Raw genomic sequence first — 16,685 nt, 5'->3', positions numbered from 1 at the left:
TGTCTAGTCCCGAATCTAGCGGGTTCCGTCCGCTCCAACAAGCGGAATTTCAGCTTTTCCCTGTGGGGTGAAGGGATATTTATCCCCCGCGATCATGTCCGTTTGAGGGCGGCGCACCGTGGATTGCCCGAGAGATCGGGCGCAACGGCCAGCACTTCAAGGGCTCGCTCCGCGGCCAAACGCTGCAAGGCTTCGGCCTGATCATAGCCGATTTCCAGCACCAACAGGCCGCCGGGCTTCAGGAGCCGGCCCGCATCGTCGAGGATGATCCGGTAGGCGTCGAGCCCGTCCGCGCCCCCGTCGAGGGCGAGCGCGGGGTCATAGTCCCGGACCTCCCGGTCGAGCCCCGGAATCACTGCGGAGACGATATAGGGTGGGTTGGACACCACGAGGTCGAGGGTGCCTTTCAGCGCGCTGCCCCAGTCGGAGACGACGAAAAGCGCCCGATCCCCAACCCCGTTGGCCTGCGCATTGGCGTGGGCCGTGCGGGCAGCCTCGGGCGAGCGGTCGACGCCGATTCCCCTCGCATTCGGCAATTCATGCAGCAGCGCGGTCAGAATGCAGCCCGATCCGGTGCCGAGATCGGCGATGCCCAAGGGGGCGTTGTGGTCGGGAAGCAGCTTCAGGGCCGTCTCCACCACAGTTTCCGTATCCGGCCGGGGCACGAGGGTGGCATCCGATAGCCGGAAGGGCAGGCCCCAGAATTCCCGCTCCCCGATGATCCGCGCCACCGGCTCATGGGCAAGGCGACGGGCGGCGAAAGCCGCCAGCGTCTCGGCTTCGTGATCGGTCAGCGGGGTATCGGGACGGGTGATGAGGTCGGAAGAGGAGATGCCGAGCGCGGCCAGCACCAGGAGCCGGGCGTCAAGCGCCGCGCTCTCGAAACCGGCCTCCGTCAGACTGCGCCGAAGCTCGCGCAGCGCCTGGTCGCGGGTGGCGGCCGTCGCACTCAAGCCGCTTTGCCCCGCCGGTAGCGCTCGAGCCGCTCTTCCAACGTGCCGGTATGCAGCTCGAAGAGGTGATTGTCGTGGTCGTAGAAGTAGAGCGAATGACCCTCGCCCTCGACGCGGGGGCGTGACTCGCGGAAGGTCAGGCCGAGGCTCTCGATCCGTGCGCGGTAAGCGTCCACGTCCGAGGCCGCGATCTTGAAGGCGATGTGGTTGTAGGTCTGCGTAGGCAGGCTCTCGCCTTCCATGATCGCGATCCAGTGCCCGCCGACGATGAAGAACTTTTCCCGCGACAGGGAGAAGGTGTCGTCTCCCGAAGAGTAAACTTCGCGTCCGTCCAACACCTGTTCGACGATGGCGCTCATGCGGTCGAGATCGCTGGTGATCAGGGTGATGTGGCTCAACCCTTCGATCATGCGGCCTCGTCCTGCGCTGCGAGCAGGGAGGCCTGATGCTCGGTCACGAGGGCGTCGATCAGCTCGTCGAGGGCGTTGCCGGCCACGACTTCCTCGAGTTTGTAGAGGGTGAGGTTGATGCGGTGGTCGGTCACGCGGCCTTGCGGGAAATTGTAGGTGCGGATGCGCTCCGAGCGGTCACCGGAGCCGACCTGCGACTTGCGGTCGGCCGCCCGCGCGGCGTCCTTGGCGCTGCGCTCGGCGTCGTAGAGCTTTGCACGCAACAGAGCCAGCGCCCGCGCGCGGTTCTTGTGCTGGGAACGCTCGTCCTGCACGAAGACGATCGTGCCGGTCGGAATATGCGTGATGCGGATCGCGGACTCGGTCTTGTTGACGTGCTGACCGCCGGCACCTTGCGCGCGCATGGTGTCGATCTTCAGATCCGCGTCGTTGATGGCGATGTCCACGTCCTCCGCTTCCGGCAGCACGGCGACCGTGGCGGCGGAGGTGTGGATGCGCCCTTGAGTCTCGGTGTCCGGCACACGCTGCACGCGGTGGACGCCACTCTCAAATTTGAGTCGTGCGAAAACGCCGCGGCCTTTGACCTCGGCCACGATTTCCTTGTAACCGCCCGCCGTGCCCTCGCTCTCGGACACGATCTCGACCTTCCAGCCTTTCAGGTCGGCATAGCGGGAATACATGCGGAAAAGATCGCCCGCGAAGAGTGCCGCCTCGTCGCCGCCGGTGCCGGCGCGGATTTCGAGAATGGCGCTTTTTTCGTCCGCCTCGTCCTTGGGGAGCAGGATAATGCGCATGTCCTGCGCCGCCTTTTCCAGGTCCTCGCGGGCCTGGGGCAGCTCGTCGGCGGCAAGCGCGCGCATCTCTGCATCGGTTGCCGGATCGTCGAGAAGCGCCTCGAGGCCGTCCAGGTTCTCTTCCATGACGCGATAGGCGCGAATCGCCCCGACCACGTCCTCGAGCTCGGACAATTCGCGCGACAAGGCGACGAAGGTCTCGGGGTCCGGACCGGCGTTGAGCGTCGCCATGATGATGTCATGGCGGGCGAGAATGGCGTTCAGGCGTTCAGAAGGCGGAGCAAAAGACATCAGACCGGAATACCATGGGTTTCCGCAAAACGGGCGAGCTTGGGACGCAGCGTATCGCCGCCCCCGGCATGTTCGAGCTCTCTCCGGATAAGGGCACCGACTTCCCCTGCGTCAAGGGCCAGCAGCATCGCCTTGACCGGGCCGATGGCGGCCGGAGACATGGACAGGGAGTGGAAGCCGAGCCCGATCAGCGCCATGGCTTCGAGCGGGCGTCCGCCGATCTCACCGCAGACGGTGGCGAGGCAGTTCGAGGCCTTGGCCTGCTCCGCCACAAGGCTGAGCGCCCGCAGCATCGGCGCGCTCAACGGGTCGAAGCGGTCGGCGACGCGCCGATTCTCCCGGTCGATGGCAAAGAGGAACTGCATCAGGTCGTTCGAGCCGACAGAGACGAAATCGGCGACCGCGCAGATTTCCTTGAGCTGGAACAGGAGGGAGGGCACCTCCAGCATCACGCCGAGCTTGAGGTCCGAAGGGTGGACGTGTCCGTGGCGGGAGAGGTGGTTGCGCTCCCGCTCCACCAGCGCCTTGGCGCGGAAGAACTCGTCGCAGGTCGCGACCATCGGGAACATGATCTTCAACGGCCGTCCGGCTGCCGCCTTCAACAGCGCGCGGATCTGCGCCCGCAGGAGGCCGGGACGGTCGAGGCCGATGCGGATAGCGCGCCAGCCGAGCGCCGGGTTTTCCTCCTCGACCGCCTGCATGTAGGGCAGCACCTTGTCGCCGCCGATATCGAGGGTGCGGAAGGTGATGGGCCGGTCGCCCGCAGCCGCGAAGGCCGCGCTGTAGAGGTTCTGCTGCTCGGTCGCCGTCGGCATCCGCTCGGCGATCATGAACTGCAATTCGGTGCGGAAAAGCCCGACGCCCGTCGCGCCCGTGTCTTCGAGGTGCGGAAGATCGACGAGAAGGCCCGCATTGAGCTGAAGCGTGACCGGGACCCCGTCCTTGGTGACGGAGGGCACGTCGCGCAGCTTGAGATATTGCTCCTGCCGCCTTGCGCGCAGCCGCGCCTTTTCGGCATAGGCGGCTTCCACGTCGGACGAGGGGCGGATCTGCACCTCGCCCGCCGCGCCGTCGACGATGATCGCGTCCCCCTGCTCTACGAGAGAGGTGACGTTTGCCACCTCGCCCACGGCCGGTAGGCCGAGCGCCCTTGCGACGATGGCGATGTGGCTTGTGGGGCCGCCTTCCTCCAGCACGAGGCCGCGCAGGCGCGAGCGGCCATAGTCGAGCAGCGCCGCCGGTCCCATGGACCTTGCGACGAGAATAGCGTTCTCCGGCAGCAGGCCGCGCTCTACCACGAGATCGCGGCCGACGAGCCGGTGCAGCAAGCGGTTGGCGAGGTCGTCGAGATCGTGCAGCCGCTCGCGCAAGTAAGGGTCGGTCTGGCGCAGCATGCGAGCGCGGTTGTCCGACTGCACGCGCTCCACGGCCGCTTCCGCGGTCAGACCCGAGGTGACCGCCTCGCGCATCCGGCGCAGCCAGCCCTGGTCATGGGCGAACATGCGGAAGGTTTCCAGAACTTCCCGGTGCTCGCCGTGATGGGCCACGTCGCCCCGTTCGAGCAGCCGGTCGATGGAGGCTCGCACCTCGCCAATGGCGTGCTCCAGCCGTTGCAGCTCCGACTCCACGTTTTCGGCGATGAGGTTTTTGACGACCACGCGGGGTTCGTGAAGGATCACATGGCCGAGGCCGACGCCGTCGGCGAGCGCGGTGCCCTTCTGGTGGACTGGGCGGCGCAGCGCGATGCCGGTCTCGACGGGGGCGAGCGCCTGCAATTCGCCGGTGGCGATCAGCTCCGCCAGCACCATCGCAGTGGTCTGGAGCGCCTCGATCTCCTCTTCCGCGTAGACCCGGAAGGTGCGGTTCTGAACGACCAGAACGCCCAGCGTATTGCCCGCGCGCAGCAGCGGCACGCCGAGGAAGGCGTGATAGATCTCTTCGCCCGTCTCGGGCTTGTAGGAGAAGGCCGGGTGGCTCTGGGCGTCGGAGAGCGCCAGCGGTTCGGCAGTCGAGGCGATGAGGCCAACAAGGCCCTCGCCGGCGCGCATGACCGTGTGGTGGACCGCTGCCCGGTTCAGGCCCTCGGTTGCGAAAAGCTCAAGGACGCCGTCGCCGCGCATGACATAGACGGAGCACACCTCGGCCACCATATTGGCCGCGATCTGGATCACGATCCTGTCGAGGCGATCCTGCGCTCCGACCGGCTCCGCCATGATCTCGCGGAGGCGGCGCAGCAGAAGGCGCGGACCGCCGGGAGCGCTTGGCATGAGCTTTCGTGTCCCGTCCGTTTGAAGCCGACGGGGGTCAACCGGCGGCTGTCCTATCAGTGTCGCAGCCTCACCGACGAGCCGTCAATCAGGCTTGATCAAGGCCGTATAGCGAGTGGAGCGTACGCACCGCAAGCTCCGTATAGGCGGAGTCGATCAGAACCGAGAACTTAATCTCCGAGGTGGTGATCGCGCGGATGTTGATTCCCTTGTCCGCCAACGCCTTGAAGGCCTTGGCCGCGACGCCCGCATGGCTGCGCATGCCCACCCCGATGGCCGAGACCTTCACCACGTCGGTCGCACCCTGGAGGTCCTTGAACTGGATCTCGGCCTTGTGCTCGTTGAGAACCGCGCAGGCGCGGTCGTAATCGGCGGTCGGGACCGTGAAGGTCAGGTCCGTGGTGGTGGTGTCGTCCGATACAACCTGGATGATCATGTCCACGTTGATGTTGGCCTCAGCCAGTGGCACGAAGATCGAGGCCGCGATGCCCGGCTTGTCGGCTACATTACGCAGCGTAATCTGGGCTTCGTCGCGCGAATAGGCGATGCCCGTGACGACCTGCTGTTCCATGATGTCTTCCTCGTCGCAGATGAGGGTGCCGAGCTTGGGCTCGGCGGGATCGTCGAAGCTGGAGCGCACGTAAGTGGGAACCCGGTGCATCATGGCCAGCTCCACCGAGCGGACCTGGAGCACCTTGGCGCCCAGCGAGGCCATTTCCAGCATTTCCTCGTACGACACCTTATCCAGGCGGCGCGCCTTCGGCACGATACGCGGATCGGTGGTGTAGACCCCGTCCACGTCCGTGTAGATGTCGCAGCGCTCGGCCTGGATGGCGGCGGCCAGCGCCACCGCGCTGGTGTCCGAGCCGCCGCGCCCGAGGGTGGTAATGCGCTGGGTCGGCTGGTGAATGCCCTGGAAGCCGGACACCACCGCCACTTCCTTGTTCTGAGTAAAGCCCTGAAGGATGCCGGTGCCGTCGATGGCGGCGATTCGCGCCGAGCCATGGCCTTCCGAGGTCATGATGGGGATCTGCCAGCCCTGCCAGGAGCGGGCCTTCACGCCCATTTCCTGCAAGGCGAGGGCGAGAAGGCCAGAGGTCACCTGCTCGCCGGAAGCGACGACGACGTCGTATTCCTTGGCATCATAGAGGGACGAGGCGTCCCTCACCCAACCGACCAGCTCGTTGGTCTTGCCGGACATGGCGGAGACGACCACGGCCACGTCGTAGCCCGCGTCGATCTCGCGTTTGACGTGCCGCGCCACATTGCGGATGCGATCGACCGTGGCGACGGATGTACCGCCGAACTTCATAACGAGACGGGGCATGCGATTAAGGCCAGACGTGAGAAGAAATTTTGCCTCTTCGCCGGGGGCGAAGGCGGCGTATACATGACTGTGGGGTAGCGCGCTGTCAACGCGCCCGATATGTCCCTTGGTCTAAACGCAAGGAAGTTTCAATGACCGACCGCCAAGCCAAGACCCCCGAGGCCAGCACCATCGACCCGGCGGAGGTCGCCCGTTTCGAGCGGATCGCCGAGACGTGGTGGGACCCCAAGGGGCCCATGAAGGTCCTGCACAAGTTCAATCCGGTCCGGCTCGCTTATATCCGCGACGAGGCTTGCCGCCGGTTTGGGCGCGATCCACGTTCGGCGCGCTCGCTGGAAGGGCTGACGATCCTCGATGTCGGCTGCGGCGGCGGCGTGCTCTCCGAGCCGCTCGCCCGCCTTGGCGCCAAGGTCACGGGGCTCGACCCTGCCCCGACCAACATTTCCGTCGCGAAGCTCCACGCGGAGCGTGCGGGCGTTCCGGTAGACTATCGCAACGAGACCGTTGAGGCCGTGGTCGCGCGCGGCGAGACCTTCGACATGGTGCTCGCCATGGAGGTGGTGGAGCATGTGGCCGACGTGCAGGCCTTTGTCACCGCCTGCGCCCAGGCGGTGAAGCCCGGCGGCGCTCTCGCCATGGCGACGCTCAACCGGACGCTGCGCTCCTTTGCGCTCGCCATCGTCGGCGCGGAATACATTTTGGGCTGGCTGCCGAAGGGCACACACGAATGGGACAAGTTCGTTACGCCAGATGAGCTGACGGAAGCCCTGCGGGTCGCGGGCTTCACGGTCAACGATCTCAAGGGTGTGGTCTACAATCCCTTGCGTGGTGACTGGTCTCTCTCGTCGGATACGGCGGTCAACTACATGCTGCTCGCCGCGCGCACGTGAGGCGCTTCGCGCGGCGCGACACGCAAGATCAGCCAGCCCGCGCAAGCCGAGAGGAGCGAGCCCGCCAGCACGCCGATCTTGGTGGCATCGGTCAGTTCTGGCCTGTCGGGGAAGGCGAGCGCGCCGATGAACAGGCTCATGGTGAAGCCGATGCCGCACAGAAGCGCCACGCCGTAGCATTGAAGCTTTGATGCGCCTGAGGGCACGTCGGCAAGGTTGAGGCGGATCGCCAGCATCATGAAGGCAAAGACGCCGGCCTGTTTGCCGATGAAGAGGCCAAGCGCGATGCCGAGCGGCAGCGGGCTGAGCAGGCTGTCGAATGAGAGGCCCGCAAACGATACGCCCGCATTGGCGAAGCCGAAGATCGGGATGATCGCATAGGCCACCCATTTCTGAAGCGCGTGCTCCAGCCGGTGCAGCGCCGAATCCTCCTGCTCGCGCAAGGCTCGGGTGTGGCCGTAGAGCGGAATCGTCAGCGCCAAAGCGACGCCGGCGAGCGTCGCGTGGATGCCCGATTTCAGCACGAAGAACCACAACAGCGCGCCGAGTGCGAGATAAGGCGCGAGCCGCATCACGCCGAAGCGGTTGAGTGCGATCAGCGCGAGAAGGCATAGCGCCGCCGCGCCGAGCATCGGCAGTGAAATGGTGCCGGTGTAGAACAGGGCGATGATGACAATGGCGCCGAGGTCGTCGAGAATCGCCAGCGCGGTCAAAAAGATCTTGAGCGAGGCGGGCACCCGCGAGCCGAGGATGGCCAGGACGCCGAGCGCGAAGGCGATATCGGTCGCGGCGGGAATCGCCCAGCCGCGCACGAGGTCGGGCCTCGTCAATGTGACAGCGAGGTAGACAAGCGCCGGAACGGCCATGCCGCCGAAGGCGGCGATGCCGGGCAGGATGCGGCGCGGCCAGGTGGCGAGCTGCCCGTCCAGAAACTCGCGCTTGATCTCAAGCCCCACGAGCAAAAAGAACACGGCCATGAGGCCGTCATTGATCCAGTGCTGGATGCTCAGGCCGAACACATAGCGGTGCAGAACATCCGCATAAGCACGTCCGGCCGGAGAGTTCGCAACGAGAAGCGCGGCGACGGTCACCGCCATCAGGATCATCCCGCCCGCGGCCTCGCTGTCGAAAAAGCTGCGCATCAGTGATGCGGGTCTGCGATGAGCCTTGCCGTGGTCGTGCTGCACGCCGCTCTCCTTTGTTCTCAAGCGTTCTTAGGGCACAGGGCGCGGAGGCGAAAGGTTCAGCTTGCCGATTTCCAGCGATGCAGGCGCGAATTCAGGATCATGGACAGCGTGACGGGGCGATAGTCCCACACATCGACGCCGACATCGTATTGCCGCGTCTTGTGAGCAAGACGGCCATGGCTGTGTCCGTGCAGGTCGATCCAGCCGCGGCTCATATTGTGCCATGTTCGGAACGGGTAATGGCATAGCACCAGATTACGCCCGTTCACTTCAACCTCGGCATAGGTTTGAACGCTCTCCCAGCCTCTCGCGGAGAGCGTGGCCGGGCCGTCGTTGTTACCGGAGATGAGGTTCTTGCGACCCTGGAGACGTTCGAGCAATTCTTCGATCCGGGCTGTCTCGGTCTGAAGCGTGAAATCGCCGAGATGCCAGACCTCGTCATCAGTGGAAACCGTCGCGTTCCAGCGCTCGATCAACGCCTCGTCATGCGCCGGGATTATTTTGAACGGCCGCTTGTCTACGCGCAAGACGCGCGGGTCACCGAAATGCGTATCGCTGGTGAAAAAGACCGTCACGGCGAGCCCTCGCGCGCGGTGCGAAGTCAGCCGATGAATCTAGGCGCTGCGTGGTGGTCCGCCATTGCGAGGTCTTGCGGCAAAGCGCGCGGTTGGCGGCGGTGTGAGGAACTTTTCCAGGAGACGCACGCTATTCGAGACGTGCAGGGTTGGTGGGCTCTCGACGAAGGGAGAATTCCAATGTTGTCCGTGAGACTGGCCGCAGCGCTGGCGGCGCTGATCCTGGCTTCTGGAAGCGCCTTCGCTCAAGCGGCCAAGCCAACCGATCCCCAAATTGCCCACACCGCCTACACCGCGGGACAGATCGACATTCGGGCGGCGGAGCAGGCGCTCAAGAAATCGAAGAACAAGGATGTCCGGGCTTTTGCGCAGGACATGGTCCGGGATCATACGGCGGTGAACAAAAAGGCGCTGGCGCTGGTCAAGAAGCTGCATGTGACGCCGGAGAACAACGACACCAGCAAAGCCCTCGTGAAGAAAGCCGACCAGGAGCGTGCCAATCTCGCAAAGCTGAGTGGTCCCGCCTTCGACAAGGCCTACGCGGCGAACGAAGTCGCCTATCACAAGACGGTCAATAGCGCATTGAGCGATACGCTGATCCCGTCAGCCAGCAACAGCGAACTCAAGGATCTTCTTTCGACGGGCCTGAAGGTGTTTCAGGGGCACGAGCAACATGCCGAACAGCTTGCGGGGAAACTGAAATGACATCGGGTCAGAACAATCTTCACCGGATGATGCTTGCCGCAATTTTCACGATTGCGGGTGTGGCTTACGCGAATGCGGCTGTGATCCGTGTGCAGGTCTCGAACTATCGATTCAACCCGCCGCAGATCGTCGCCCATGTTGGCGATACGATCCAGTGGGTGAGCAGCGATGTCGCTCCGCATACGGCGACCGCGAGAAACGGGACCTGGGATCTGCCGATCCCCTCAGGACAATCGGGCTCGATCATTCTGACGGGCGCCGGAACGATCGACTATTATTGCCGCTACCACCCGAACATGGTCGGCCGCATCACCGTCCTGAAAGGCCGCGCGCGCTGACAGCGCCGGGATCAGGGAGCCTTGACGATGATCTTGCCCACCATCTTGGGATGGATCGAGCAGAAGTAGGCGTACTCGCCCGGTTTCTCGAAAGTGAAGCTGAAGCTGTCGTTCGTATCGAGCGCCTTTGAGCGGAAGGAATGGTCCTGGGCGGTGACGGTGTGCGGAATGTCGTCCCGGTTGACCCAGGTCACCTTCGTGCCTGCCAGCACCGTGATCGCTTCGGGCGCAAAGGTGAAATTCTCGATCTTCACCTCGTTCGTTGGCGCATCAACCGCGAATGCCGCTGCGCCGGCAAGAAGCGGAACGAGAAGAAAGGCGACACGCCAAGTTTCTGTCCTTGCCACTGATCGTCTCCCTTTGCGATGCAGCCGCTCTCACGCGAGCGGCGTATCGATGATCGCGAGGTGCTTGTTTCCGGGAACGAAATTGACATGCGCCACGCCGAGATATTTGCGCAGCTCGCCTGCCGGAACCTGCATCGGCCCCGGTCCGGGCGCGGTGCCGGGCGCAGGCTGCGGAAACGCTGTCGCGCGCGCGGTGTGAAACGCGACGTTCCCCTCCACCTTCTGCATGATCTGGTGGATGTGACCGTTCAGAACAGTCACAGAACCGAAGCGCTTGAGGAACGAAAGTGCACGCGCCCCGTCATCCGTGCCCCAGCCCCATTCGGGATAAAGGCTCCAGAGCGGAATATGCGCGAAGACGACGATGGGTGTGCTGGCTGATAGGCCGCGCACATCGTCTTCAAGCCATTTGAGCTGTTCTTCGCCGAGATTGCCGAGGCCGCCGGCCTTCAGGTCGACGACATTGACCAAGCCGATGAAGTGGATACCGTGCTGGTCGAAGCTATACCAGCCGGCCCCCTTGGTGCCTTTGCCGTAACGATCGCGATAGAGCTTGCCTTGTTCATCATCGAGCACGTCATGCTCGCCGGGAACATAGAACACGGGAAGGCCGACCTCCCTGATGAGCTGATTGGCGTCGTCGAATTCCTTCTCCTTCGAGAGATGGCTGATATCGCCGGTATGGATCATGAAGGACGGTTTGACGGGGAGCGTCTTGATCTTCGCCACAGCCTCGCGCAGCGTTGCGAGTACATCCGTGTTGGGCGGCCGGTCGAACCCGATGTGACTGTCGCTGATCTGCAGGAAGGTCAGGCCGGTCGGCTTGGGCGCAGTCGCGGCCAGGGCGCTGGAAAGGCCGACCGAGCGCGGGAGCCCGTCATTCGCCATCCACAGAACGCCGGTGCCCGCCCAGGTCATGCAGCGCAGAAAGCCGCGGCGGCTGACGCCGTCATCATCATCCTGCAGGGGTTCGCCGTGATCGGAGCCGTTCATCGGGGACCTCCATCGGGTCGCCGACGCGGGCACTTGGACGACGCGTTCACAAGTCAAGTGCCGGCGCCTCTGCCGACAACAACGCCGTGCGGCGGTATTGGCTCCCGATCGCTAGAGCATGATCAGAACAAGTGGGAACCGGTTGTTCGCCCGGATCATGCGGCACAAAGGAATCGAGAGCTTGATCATGTTTTAGAGAAACATGATCAAGCTCTAGTTCCGGTCGTCAGGCACGACGGGGAGCGGCAAAACCTCGATGCCTTCCTCCAGCAGCGCCTGCGCTTCCGCGAAATTCGTCTCGCCGTAGATCGAGCGCTGGTCCACTTCGCCATAGTGCATCTTACGCGCTTCCTCGGCGAAGGCTGTGCCGACATTGTCCGCGTTCTGCACCACATGATCGCGAAGCGCGCGCAGCGCGACGCGGATTTCCTTTTCCTTCTCGGAGAGCGCGGCCACAGGCTGCGGCGCGGATGCGACGGGCGTCTTGTCCGTACGCGCCACGGACGGCGCCATGATCTGTTTTTCGATCCTAGCGGAGTCACAATAAGGGCAGGTCACGAAGCCGCGCTTGCGCTGTTTTTCAAACGCATCGCTTGAAGGAAACCAGCTCTCGAATTCGTGGGCCTTTTCGCAAATCAGGGCGTACTTGATCATGTCGTGTAGATAGCAATGCTAAACCGCGCGGCCAAGGTTTCAGCCGGCGGACGATATCGTCGCGACCGTGAAGGGGCGCGCGTTCTTGAGGGTGGGAATGCGGCCGCGCGCGTCCGCGACAAGGTTGGGGTCGATCTCGGCCAGAATCACGCCGGGCTCGGTTCCCGCTTCTGCAAGCACGCGACCCCACGGATCGATGATGATCGAATGGCCAAAGGTCTCGCGTCCGTCTTCGTGCAGGCCGCCTTGTGCGGCCGAGATCATGAAGGAGCCGGTTTCGATGGCGCGCGCGCGGTGCAACACGTTCCAATGCGCCTCGCCCGTCTGCTTGGTGAAGCAGGCAGGCGCGGAGAGAAAGGACGCGCCGCCTTCCGCCAGCGCCCGGTAGAGAGCGGCGAAGCGCACATCGTAGCAGATCGTCATGCCGAGATAGCCCCAGGGCGTCTCAGCCAGCACCGCCTTGTCGCCGCCGGTATAGGTGGCCGATTCGCGCCAGCTCTCACCGTTCGGCAGGTCGACGTCGAAGAGATGAACCTTGTCGTAGGAGGCGACGATTGCGCCATCCGCGCCGATGAGGAAGGCGCGGTTGGCGATCTTGTCGCCTTCCTTCACCGCAATCGAACCGATGTGGACAACGATGCCGCGTTCGCGCGCCACGTCGCGCAGAGCCGCAAGCGTCGGGTCCCGATCCTGCGGGCCGACCTTGTCGAAAAGCGCCGCCCGCTCGCGCTCGACGAGCGAGGTCATCTCCGGCGTCTGCACGAAATGCGCGCCCTTGGCTGCTGCTTCCCGCACGAGCGCCATCGCCGCGTCGCGGTTTTGCAGCGGATCGCGGGTCGAGCGCATCTGGACGCAGGCGGCGGTGAAGCGGGTGGTTGCCAGGGGTTCAACTCCACTCAGGCCTGAAGCAGCGGTTGAAGCTCGCCCTTGCTCTCCAGGGCGTAAAGATCGTCGCAGCCGCCCACATGGCGCTCGCCGATGAAGATCTGCGGCACGGTGGTCCGGCCAGAGGCTTTCTGGATCATCTCTGCGCGGGCCTCGGGCTTGGCCTCGATGTCGATTTCCGTGAAATCGATGCCCTTTTCGTCGAGAAGCCGTTTGGCGGCAATGGAATAGGAGCACCAGCTCTTGGTGTAGATCGTGACGGGCGGCATACGCGGCATTCTCCGGTTCTTGACAGCATATAAGACGAGGGGGGCCGCCCTCACAACACCGTCAGGCCTCCTTCACCACCCGGGCGAAGGCAAGTACGTCTACCTGCGCCGCCCCGCCGCGCAGGAGCGCGCGGGAGGCCGCATTGGCCGTGGAGCCGGTGGTCAGCACGTCGTCGATGAGGAGGACGCGCTTGCCCTTCAGCCGGGCCTTCGCCTCCTCCGGTACGCGGAAGGCCCCTTGAAGATTCTCCTGCCGCTGCGTCTTCGTCAGCCCGACTTGCCGGCGGGTCCGTTTGACGCGGGCGAGCAGGAAAGGGTCGCACGCGACGCCGCTCTCCCGCGCCACGACGGCGGCAAGCGCCATCGCCTGATTGAAGCGTCGCCGCCACAGCCGCCAGCGATGCAGGGGCACCGGCACGATCACATCAGCCTCCGCGATCAGCTCCGCTCCAGCGCGGGTCATCATGGTGCCGAGCGCACGGGCCAGCTCCAGCCGGTCGCCATATTTGAGTCTGTGTACGAGCATGGCTGCGGTGCCGTCATATTCCGCCACCGCGCGGGAGCGTCCGAAAACCGGCGGATCGGCGATGGCGGCGGGTGAGAGCAGCGTCTGGCCAAAATCGACCGCAAACGGCGTTCCCAACCGTTCGCAATAGGGCCGCTCGATGAAACGCATGCCAGCCCAGCACCCTGCGCAAAGCCCATGCGGCGCGCTGGTCGCCGCCTGACAGGCGATGCAGGTGGGCGGATAGACCAGCCCCAACGCCGCGCGCGAAACCTCCCGCGCGGCGTGGAATAGACGCGGCAGGGCAGGGCGGGATTCGGCGGGGTCGTTCATAAGGGAAGCTTAGCTATTTGCTGCCAGGATTGAAAACCGGTTCCAGTCCACAGGGGGAGGGGATTGCTGGACACGCCGAAAAACCCTTGGCCCGGCCGCCGTTTCACGCCATATCGAGCGCCTCATGAGCACGCCCCTCGTCTTTGACCGCCCCCTCGTCCGCCGCCGCCTTCAGCGCGCGCTGCAATCCGGCTACGCGGATTTTCTGCTGATGCGCGTGGTCGAGGATCTCGAGGAGCGCCTGTCCGCGGTGCTGCGCACGTTTCCTCAAGCCCTCGACATCGGCACGCCGACGCCCGCCGCGGCTGAGGCCCTTTCGCGCAGTAGGCGTGTGGAGACGGTGCTGCGTCTGTCTCCCGTCCCGGAAGAGGGAAGCGTCTTCGGGGACGAAGAGCATCTGCCCTTTTCGGGCGAGCGGTTCGACCTCGCGGTGTCGCTTCTCTCGCTGCAGAGCGTCAACGACCTTCCCGGCGCGCTGGTACAGATCCGGCGTGCGCTCAAGCCTGACGGGCTGTTCGTCGCGGCGCTTCTCGGTGGCGCGACGCTGACCGAGTTGCGTCAGGCCTTCACGCAGGCCGAGGTGGAACTCGAAGGTGGCGTCAGCCCGCGCGTCGCTCCTTTTGCGGATGTGCGCGATCTGGGTGGCCTGCTCCAGCGCGCGGGCTTCTCGCTGCCGGTGACCGACACGGAAGTAGTCCGCGTGCGCTATGGCGATCCCTTCGCTCTCATGCGGGATTTGCGCCGCATGGGGTTCACCAACGCGCTTCACGACCGCCGCAAAACCCCGCTGCGGCGCGCCACGCTTTTGCGCGCGGCGGAGATCTATGCCGAACGCTTCGCCGATCCGGATGGACGTTTGCCCGCCACCTTCGAAATCGTCTGGCTGTCCGGCTGGGCGCCGCATGAGAGCCAGCAGAAGCCGCTGCGGCCCGGATCGGCCAAGATGCGTTTGGCCGATGCGCTCGGCGTCACGGAGACGCCTGCCGAGCCGCGCGAAAAGTGATCCTGCGGAAGCGATGCCGCAGGTATGGGCGCGGTTAAACCTTTGTGTTGAACTGGGCTCTGCTGTATTTTTGAAGGCAAGCGCTTTGAGGCGAGGCCGTCATGAAACAGCCCGGGCCCGACCATCCGATCACCGTCGAGAAAAACCCGCATCGTATCCGCGTCGTGCTTGGCGGCTTCATCATCGCGGAGACGACGCAGGCGCTGACCCTGCACGAAGCCTCGCTGCCGCCCATGCATTACATTCCGTCCCAGGACGTGCGCATGGATCTTCTGGAGCGCAGCGACCGCACGAGCCACTGCCCCTATAAAGGTGACGCCTCCTACTTCACCGCCATGGCGGGCGGCCTCGTGCGCGAGAACGCAGCGACCTGCTACGAGAGTCCTTATCCCGTCGTCGGCGAGCTCGCCGGCCATGTCGCCTTCGCGCCGGGCAAGGTCGACGATATCGAGGAATTCATGGTGTGATGGCTACTGCTCGGTGAACCGCGCCAGATCGCGGCGCAAGCCCAGCATCATCAGCACTTCCGCCATGATGAACATGGGGCCGATGAAAGCCTGGAAGAGATTGTCCGCAAGCGCCGGCCGCCGCCCCTCGAAAGCGTGGCCGACAAGCTGAAAAACCCAGCCGCCAACGAAGAGAATGCCGAACAGCCACAATGTCGCGGCGCTGCCGTAAGTGGCGGCGAACCAGTCCGCGAACACCACCACCGGCAGGAGGACGAGGGCCATGGCAAGGCCGATGGTCAGGTCGAGCGCGATCCAGCCGAGGCACGCGGCGGCCCAGACGAGCCAAGCGCCTGAAATGCGGATGGAGCTGAACTGAACCTGCCAGAGCGCGAGGAGAATGATCAGCGAAAACACGATGGCCGGAATACCGATGAAATGGGTCAGCCGGTTCCGGTGGTCGCGATGATAGCTCGAATAGGTCGCAAGCTGACGTTCGAACAGGGTCGACATCGGGCTCCTCCCGCTTCTCGTCAGACAAGAGTTTAGCCTGTCTTTGGCCGGCGGGAAGGGGAGGGGGACGCCGCCTTTAGCTGGATGCCGCCTTGCGCCGTCCGCTCAAGGACACCAACGCGACGCCAGTCAGCACCACCGCACCGCCGATCATCTCGCGCGGGCCGATCCGCTCGCCGAGAAACACGACCGCGAGAACCGCCGTCCAGACGGGCATGAGATAGCCCACCATCGAGGCCCGCGTCGGCCCCGCATTGCGGATGAGGCGCATGAAGAACAGGATCGGCATGGCCGTTGCAATGACGCCGAGCGCAATAAGCGGTGCGAGGTTGGCCGGAACCGCCGCGAAGGACGACGGCCCGACGACGACGAGTGCCAGGATCGTCGCTGGAATGCCGGAGCAGATCTGTTGCCCCAGCGCCAGGCGCGACGGATCCGCCTGCCGGACGAAGCGTACATAGAGATTGGCGCAGGAATAGCTGATTGAGCAGCCCACCATCGCGAGCACGCCCCATGGGCTGATTCCGCTGTCGGGGAAGGCGGCGGGGCCGATGAGAATGGCCATGCCGACAAAGCCGAGAACGACGCCGATCATGCGCCGCGGCGACAGCCGCTCCTCCGCGAAAAGCAGGTGCGACAGCACCGCGACGATCAGGGGCGCGGAGGCCTGGATCATGGCGGCGGAGGCGGTGCCCATCTGCGTCAGGCCGTAGGCGAGAAGAACGTTCGGAATCCAGCCGTTGAACGCGCCGAGAAACAGCCAGCTCATCCACTCGCGACCCTGCGGAAGTACGCTCTTGCGCATCACGGCGAACCACAACGCCAACGATGTCGCGCCGACAAGCCCGCGCATGGCGGCGAGCGCGAAGGGATGCACCTCGCCGCTCACTTTCACGAACAGAAATCCGCTCGCCCATAAAATTGAGCAGCCGAGAAGGCTGGCGATCAGAACACCCGGCGTCGGGGCGGTCGGCGCAGCGAGAGTGGCCTGGTTGGTCAT

General features: G+C 64.5%; 20 protein-coding genes. 5 read left to right on the top strand and 15 right to left on the bottom strand.

Annotated elements, in window-relative coordinates; translation table 11 throughout:
* Nucleotides 1-92: 92 nt before the first annotated feature.
* The 5 genes from prmC to HB375_RS00755 form a co-directional block, all read right to left on the bottom strand.
* A complete protein-coding gene (gene prmC / locus HB375_RS00775; RefSeq protein WP_167671041.1) occupies nucleotides 93-953 on the bottom strand; it encodes a peptide chain release factor N(5)-glutamine methyltransferase in 861 nt (286 codons plus the stop codon).
* Nucleotides 950-1,363: a FosX/FosE/FosI family fosfomycin resistance hydrolase gene (fosX, locus tag HB375_RS00770; RefSeq protein WP_167671039.1), complete on the bottom strand. Its 414-nt coding sequence runs from the start codon at nucleotides 1,361-1,363 to the stop codon at nucleotides 950-952. The genes prmC and fosX overlap by 4 nt, the downstream gene beginning before the upstream one ends.
* Nucleotides 1,360-2,448, bottom strand: coding sequence for a peptide chain release factor 1 (gene prfA, locus HB375_RS00765; RefSeq protein WP_167671037.1), 1,089 nt, complete (start codon nucleotides 2,446-2,448; stop codon nucleotides 1,360-1,362). Before prfA ends, fosX begins: the two co-directional genes overlap by 4 nt.
* A complete protein-coding gene (gene ptsP, locus HB375_RS00760) occupies nucleotides 2,448-4,715 on the bottom strand; it encodes a phosphoenolpyruvate--protein phosphotransferase (RefSeq protein WP_167671034.1) in 2,268 nt (755 codons plus the stop codon). The genes prfA and ptsP overlap by 1 nt, the downstream gene beginning before the upstream one ends.
* Before the next feature lie 88 nt (nucleotides 4,716-4,803).
* Complete coding sequence (locus HB375_RS00755; protein ID WP_167671031.1) at nucleotides 4,804-6,042, bottom strand: aspartate kinase; 1,239 nt, start codon at nucleotides 6,040-6,042, stop codon at nucleotides 4,804-4,806.
* 131 nt (nucleotides 6,043-6,173) lie between these two features.
* Between HB375_RS00755 and ubiG the strand changes: the two genes are divergently transcribed.
* A complete protein-coding gene (gene ubiG, locus HB375_RS00750) occupies nucleotides 6,174-6,932 on the top strand; it encodes a bifunctional 2-polyprenyl-6-hydroxyphenol methylase/3-demethylubiquinol 3-O-methyltransferase UbiG (RefSeq protein WP_167671029.1) in 759 nt (252 codons plus the stop codon).
* Here ubiG and nhaA read toward each other — a convergent pair.
* Together nhaA and HB375_RS00740 are read right to left on the bottom strand one after the other, a co-directional pair.
* Nucleotides 6,905-8,119 carry a Na+/H+ antiporter NhaA gene (gene nhaA, locus HB375_RS00745; protein ID WP_343232330.1) on the bottom strand — a complete coding sequence of 405 codons (1,215 nt, stop codon included), beginning with the start codon at nucleotides 8,117-8,119 and terminating at the stop codon, nucleotides 6,905-6,907. The two genes, ubiG and nhaA, sit on opposite strands and share 28 nt — an antisense overlap.
* A 56-nt stretch (nucleotides 8,120-8,175) precedes the next feature.
* A complete protein-coding gene (locus tag HB375_RS00740; RefSeq protein WP_167671027.1) occupies nucleotides 8,176-8,694 on the bottom strand; it encodes a metallophosphoesterase family protein in 519 nt (172 codons plus the stop codon).
* Nucleotides 8,695-8,874: 180 nt separating this feature from the next.
* Here HB375_RS00740 and HB375_RS00735 point away from each other — a divergent pair, with 180 nt between their 5' ends.
* Together HB375_RS00735 and HB375_RS00730 are read left to right on the top strand one after the other, a co-directional pair.
* Complete coding sequence (locus HB375_RS00735) at nucleotides 8,875-9,399, top strand: DUF4142 domain-containing protein (protein WP_205800001.1); 525 nt, start codon at nucleotides 8,875-8,877, stop codon at nucleotides 9,397-9,399.
* Nucleotides 9,396-9,737: a cupredoxin domain-containing protein gene (locus HB375_RS00730; RefSeq protein ID WP_246728280.1), complete on the top strand. Its 342-nt coding sequence runs from the start codon at nucleotides 9,396-9,398 to the stop codon at nucleotides 9,735-9,737. The genes HB375_RS00735 and HB375_RS00730 overlap by 4 nt, the downstream gene beginning before the upstream one ends.
* An 11-nt stretch (nucleotides 9,738-9,748) precedes the next feature.
* On the opposite strand, the gene HB375_RS00725 is transcribed toward HB375_RS00730, so the two are convergent.
* The 6 genes from HB375_RS00725 to HB375_RS00700 all read right to left on the bottom strand — a co-directional run bounded on the left by HB375_RS00725 (nucleotide 9,749) and on the right by HB375_RS00700 (nucleotide 13,723).
* The gene (locus HB375_RS00725) at nucleotides 9,749-10,084 is read right to left on the bottom strand and encodes a cupredoxin domain-containing protein (RefSeq protein ID WP_167671025.1); all 336 of its coding nucleotides are present in this window, start codon (nucleotides 10,082-10,084) and stop codon (nucleotides 9,749-9,751) included.
* A gap of 30 nt (nucleotides 10,085-10,114) precedes the next feature.
* Nucleotides 10,115-11,077 (bottom strand): metallophosphoesterase family protein, encoded by a 963-nt coding sequence (locus HB375_RS00720; RefSeq protein ID WP_167671022.1) that lies wholly within the window; start codon nucleotides 11,075-11,077, stop codon nucleotides 10,115-10,117.
* Between the two features lie 213 nt (nucleotides 11,078-11,290).
* On the bottom strand, nucleotides 11,291-11,731 hold the full coding sequence (locus HB375_RS00715; protein ID WP_167671020.1) for a DUF1178 family protein: 441 nt from the start codon (nucleotides 11,729-11,731) through the stop codon (nucleotides 11,291-11,293).
* A 39-nt stretch (nucleotides 11,732-11,770) separates the two neighbouring features.
* Nucleotides 11,771-12,613, bottom strand: a complete 843-nt coding sequence (locus HB375_RS00710) for a carbon-nitrogen hydrolase family protein (RefSeq protein WP_167671698.1) — start codon at nucleotides 12,611-12,613, stop codon at nucleotides 11,771-11,773.
* Between the two features lie 14 nt (nucleotides 12,614-12,627).
* Nucleotides 12,628-12,885 (bottom strand): glutaredoxin 3, encoded by a 258-nt coding sequence (gene grxC / locus HB375_RS00705; protein ID WP_167671697.1) that lies wholly within the window; start codon nucleotides 12,883-12,885, stop codon nucleotides 12,628-12,630.
* Nucleotides 12,886-12,946: 61 nt separating this feature from the next.
* Nucleotides 12,947-13,723: a ComF family protein gene (locus HB375_RS00700; RefSeq protein ID WP_167671018.1), complete on the bottom strand. Its 777-nt coding sequence runs from the start codon at nucleotides 13,721-13,723 to the stop codon at nucleotides 12,947-12,949.
* 124 nt (nucleotides 13,724-13,847) lie between these two features.
* Between HB375_RS00700 and HB375_RS00695 the strand changes: the two genes are divergently transcribed.
* Nucleotides 13,848-14,726 carry a methyltransferase domain-containing protein gene (locus HB375_RS00695; RefSeq protein ID WP_167671016.1) on the top strand — a complete coding sequence of 293 codons (879 nt, stop codon included), beginning with the start codon at nucleotides 13,848-13,850 and terminating at the stop codon, nucleotides 14,724-14,726.
* Nucleotides 14,727-14,827: 101 nt separating this feature from the next.
* The gene (locus HB375_RS00690; protein ID WP_167671013.1) at nucleotides 14,828-15,193 is read left to right on the top strand and encodes a DUF427 domain-containing protein; all 366 of its coding nucleotides are present in this window, start codon (nucleotides 14,828-14,830) and stop codon (nucleotides 15,191-15,193) included.
* Between the two features lie 3 nt (nucleotides 15,194-15,196).
* Here HB375_RS00690 and HB375_RS00685 read toward each other — a convergent pair whose 3' ends face one another.
* Together HB375_RS00685 and HB375_RS00680 are read right to left on the bottom strand one after the other, a co-directional pair.
* Nucleotides 15,197-15,685 carry an Mpo1 family 2-hydroxy fatty acid dioxygenase gene (locus tag HB375_RS00685; protein ID WP_167671011.1) on the bottom strand — a complete coding sequence of 163 codons (489 nt, stop codon included), beginning with the start codon at nucleotides 15,683-15,685 and terminating at the stop codon, nucleotides 15,197-15,199.
* 76 nt (nucleotides 15,686-15,761) lie between these two features.
* Nucleotides 15,762-16,685, bottom strand: a complete 924-nt coding sequence (locus HB375_RS00680; RefSeq protein WP_167671009.1) for a DMT family transporter — start codon at nucleotides 16,683-16,685, stop codon at nucleotides 15,762-15,764.

The sequence above is a fragment of the Microvirga terricola genome (genome assembly GCF_011777495.1).
Taxonomy (GTDB): Bacteria; Pseudomonadota; Alphaproteobacteria; order Rhizobiales; family Beijerinckiaceae; genus Microvirga; species Microvirga terricola.
This window is presented reverse-complemented; position numbering and strand designations above follow the sequence as displayed.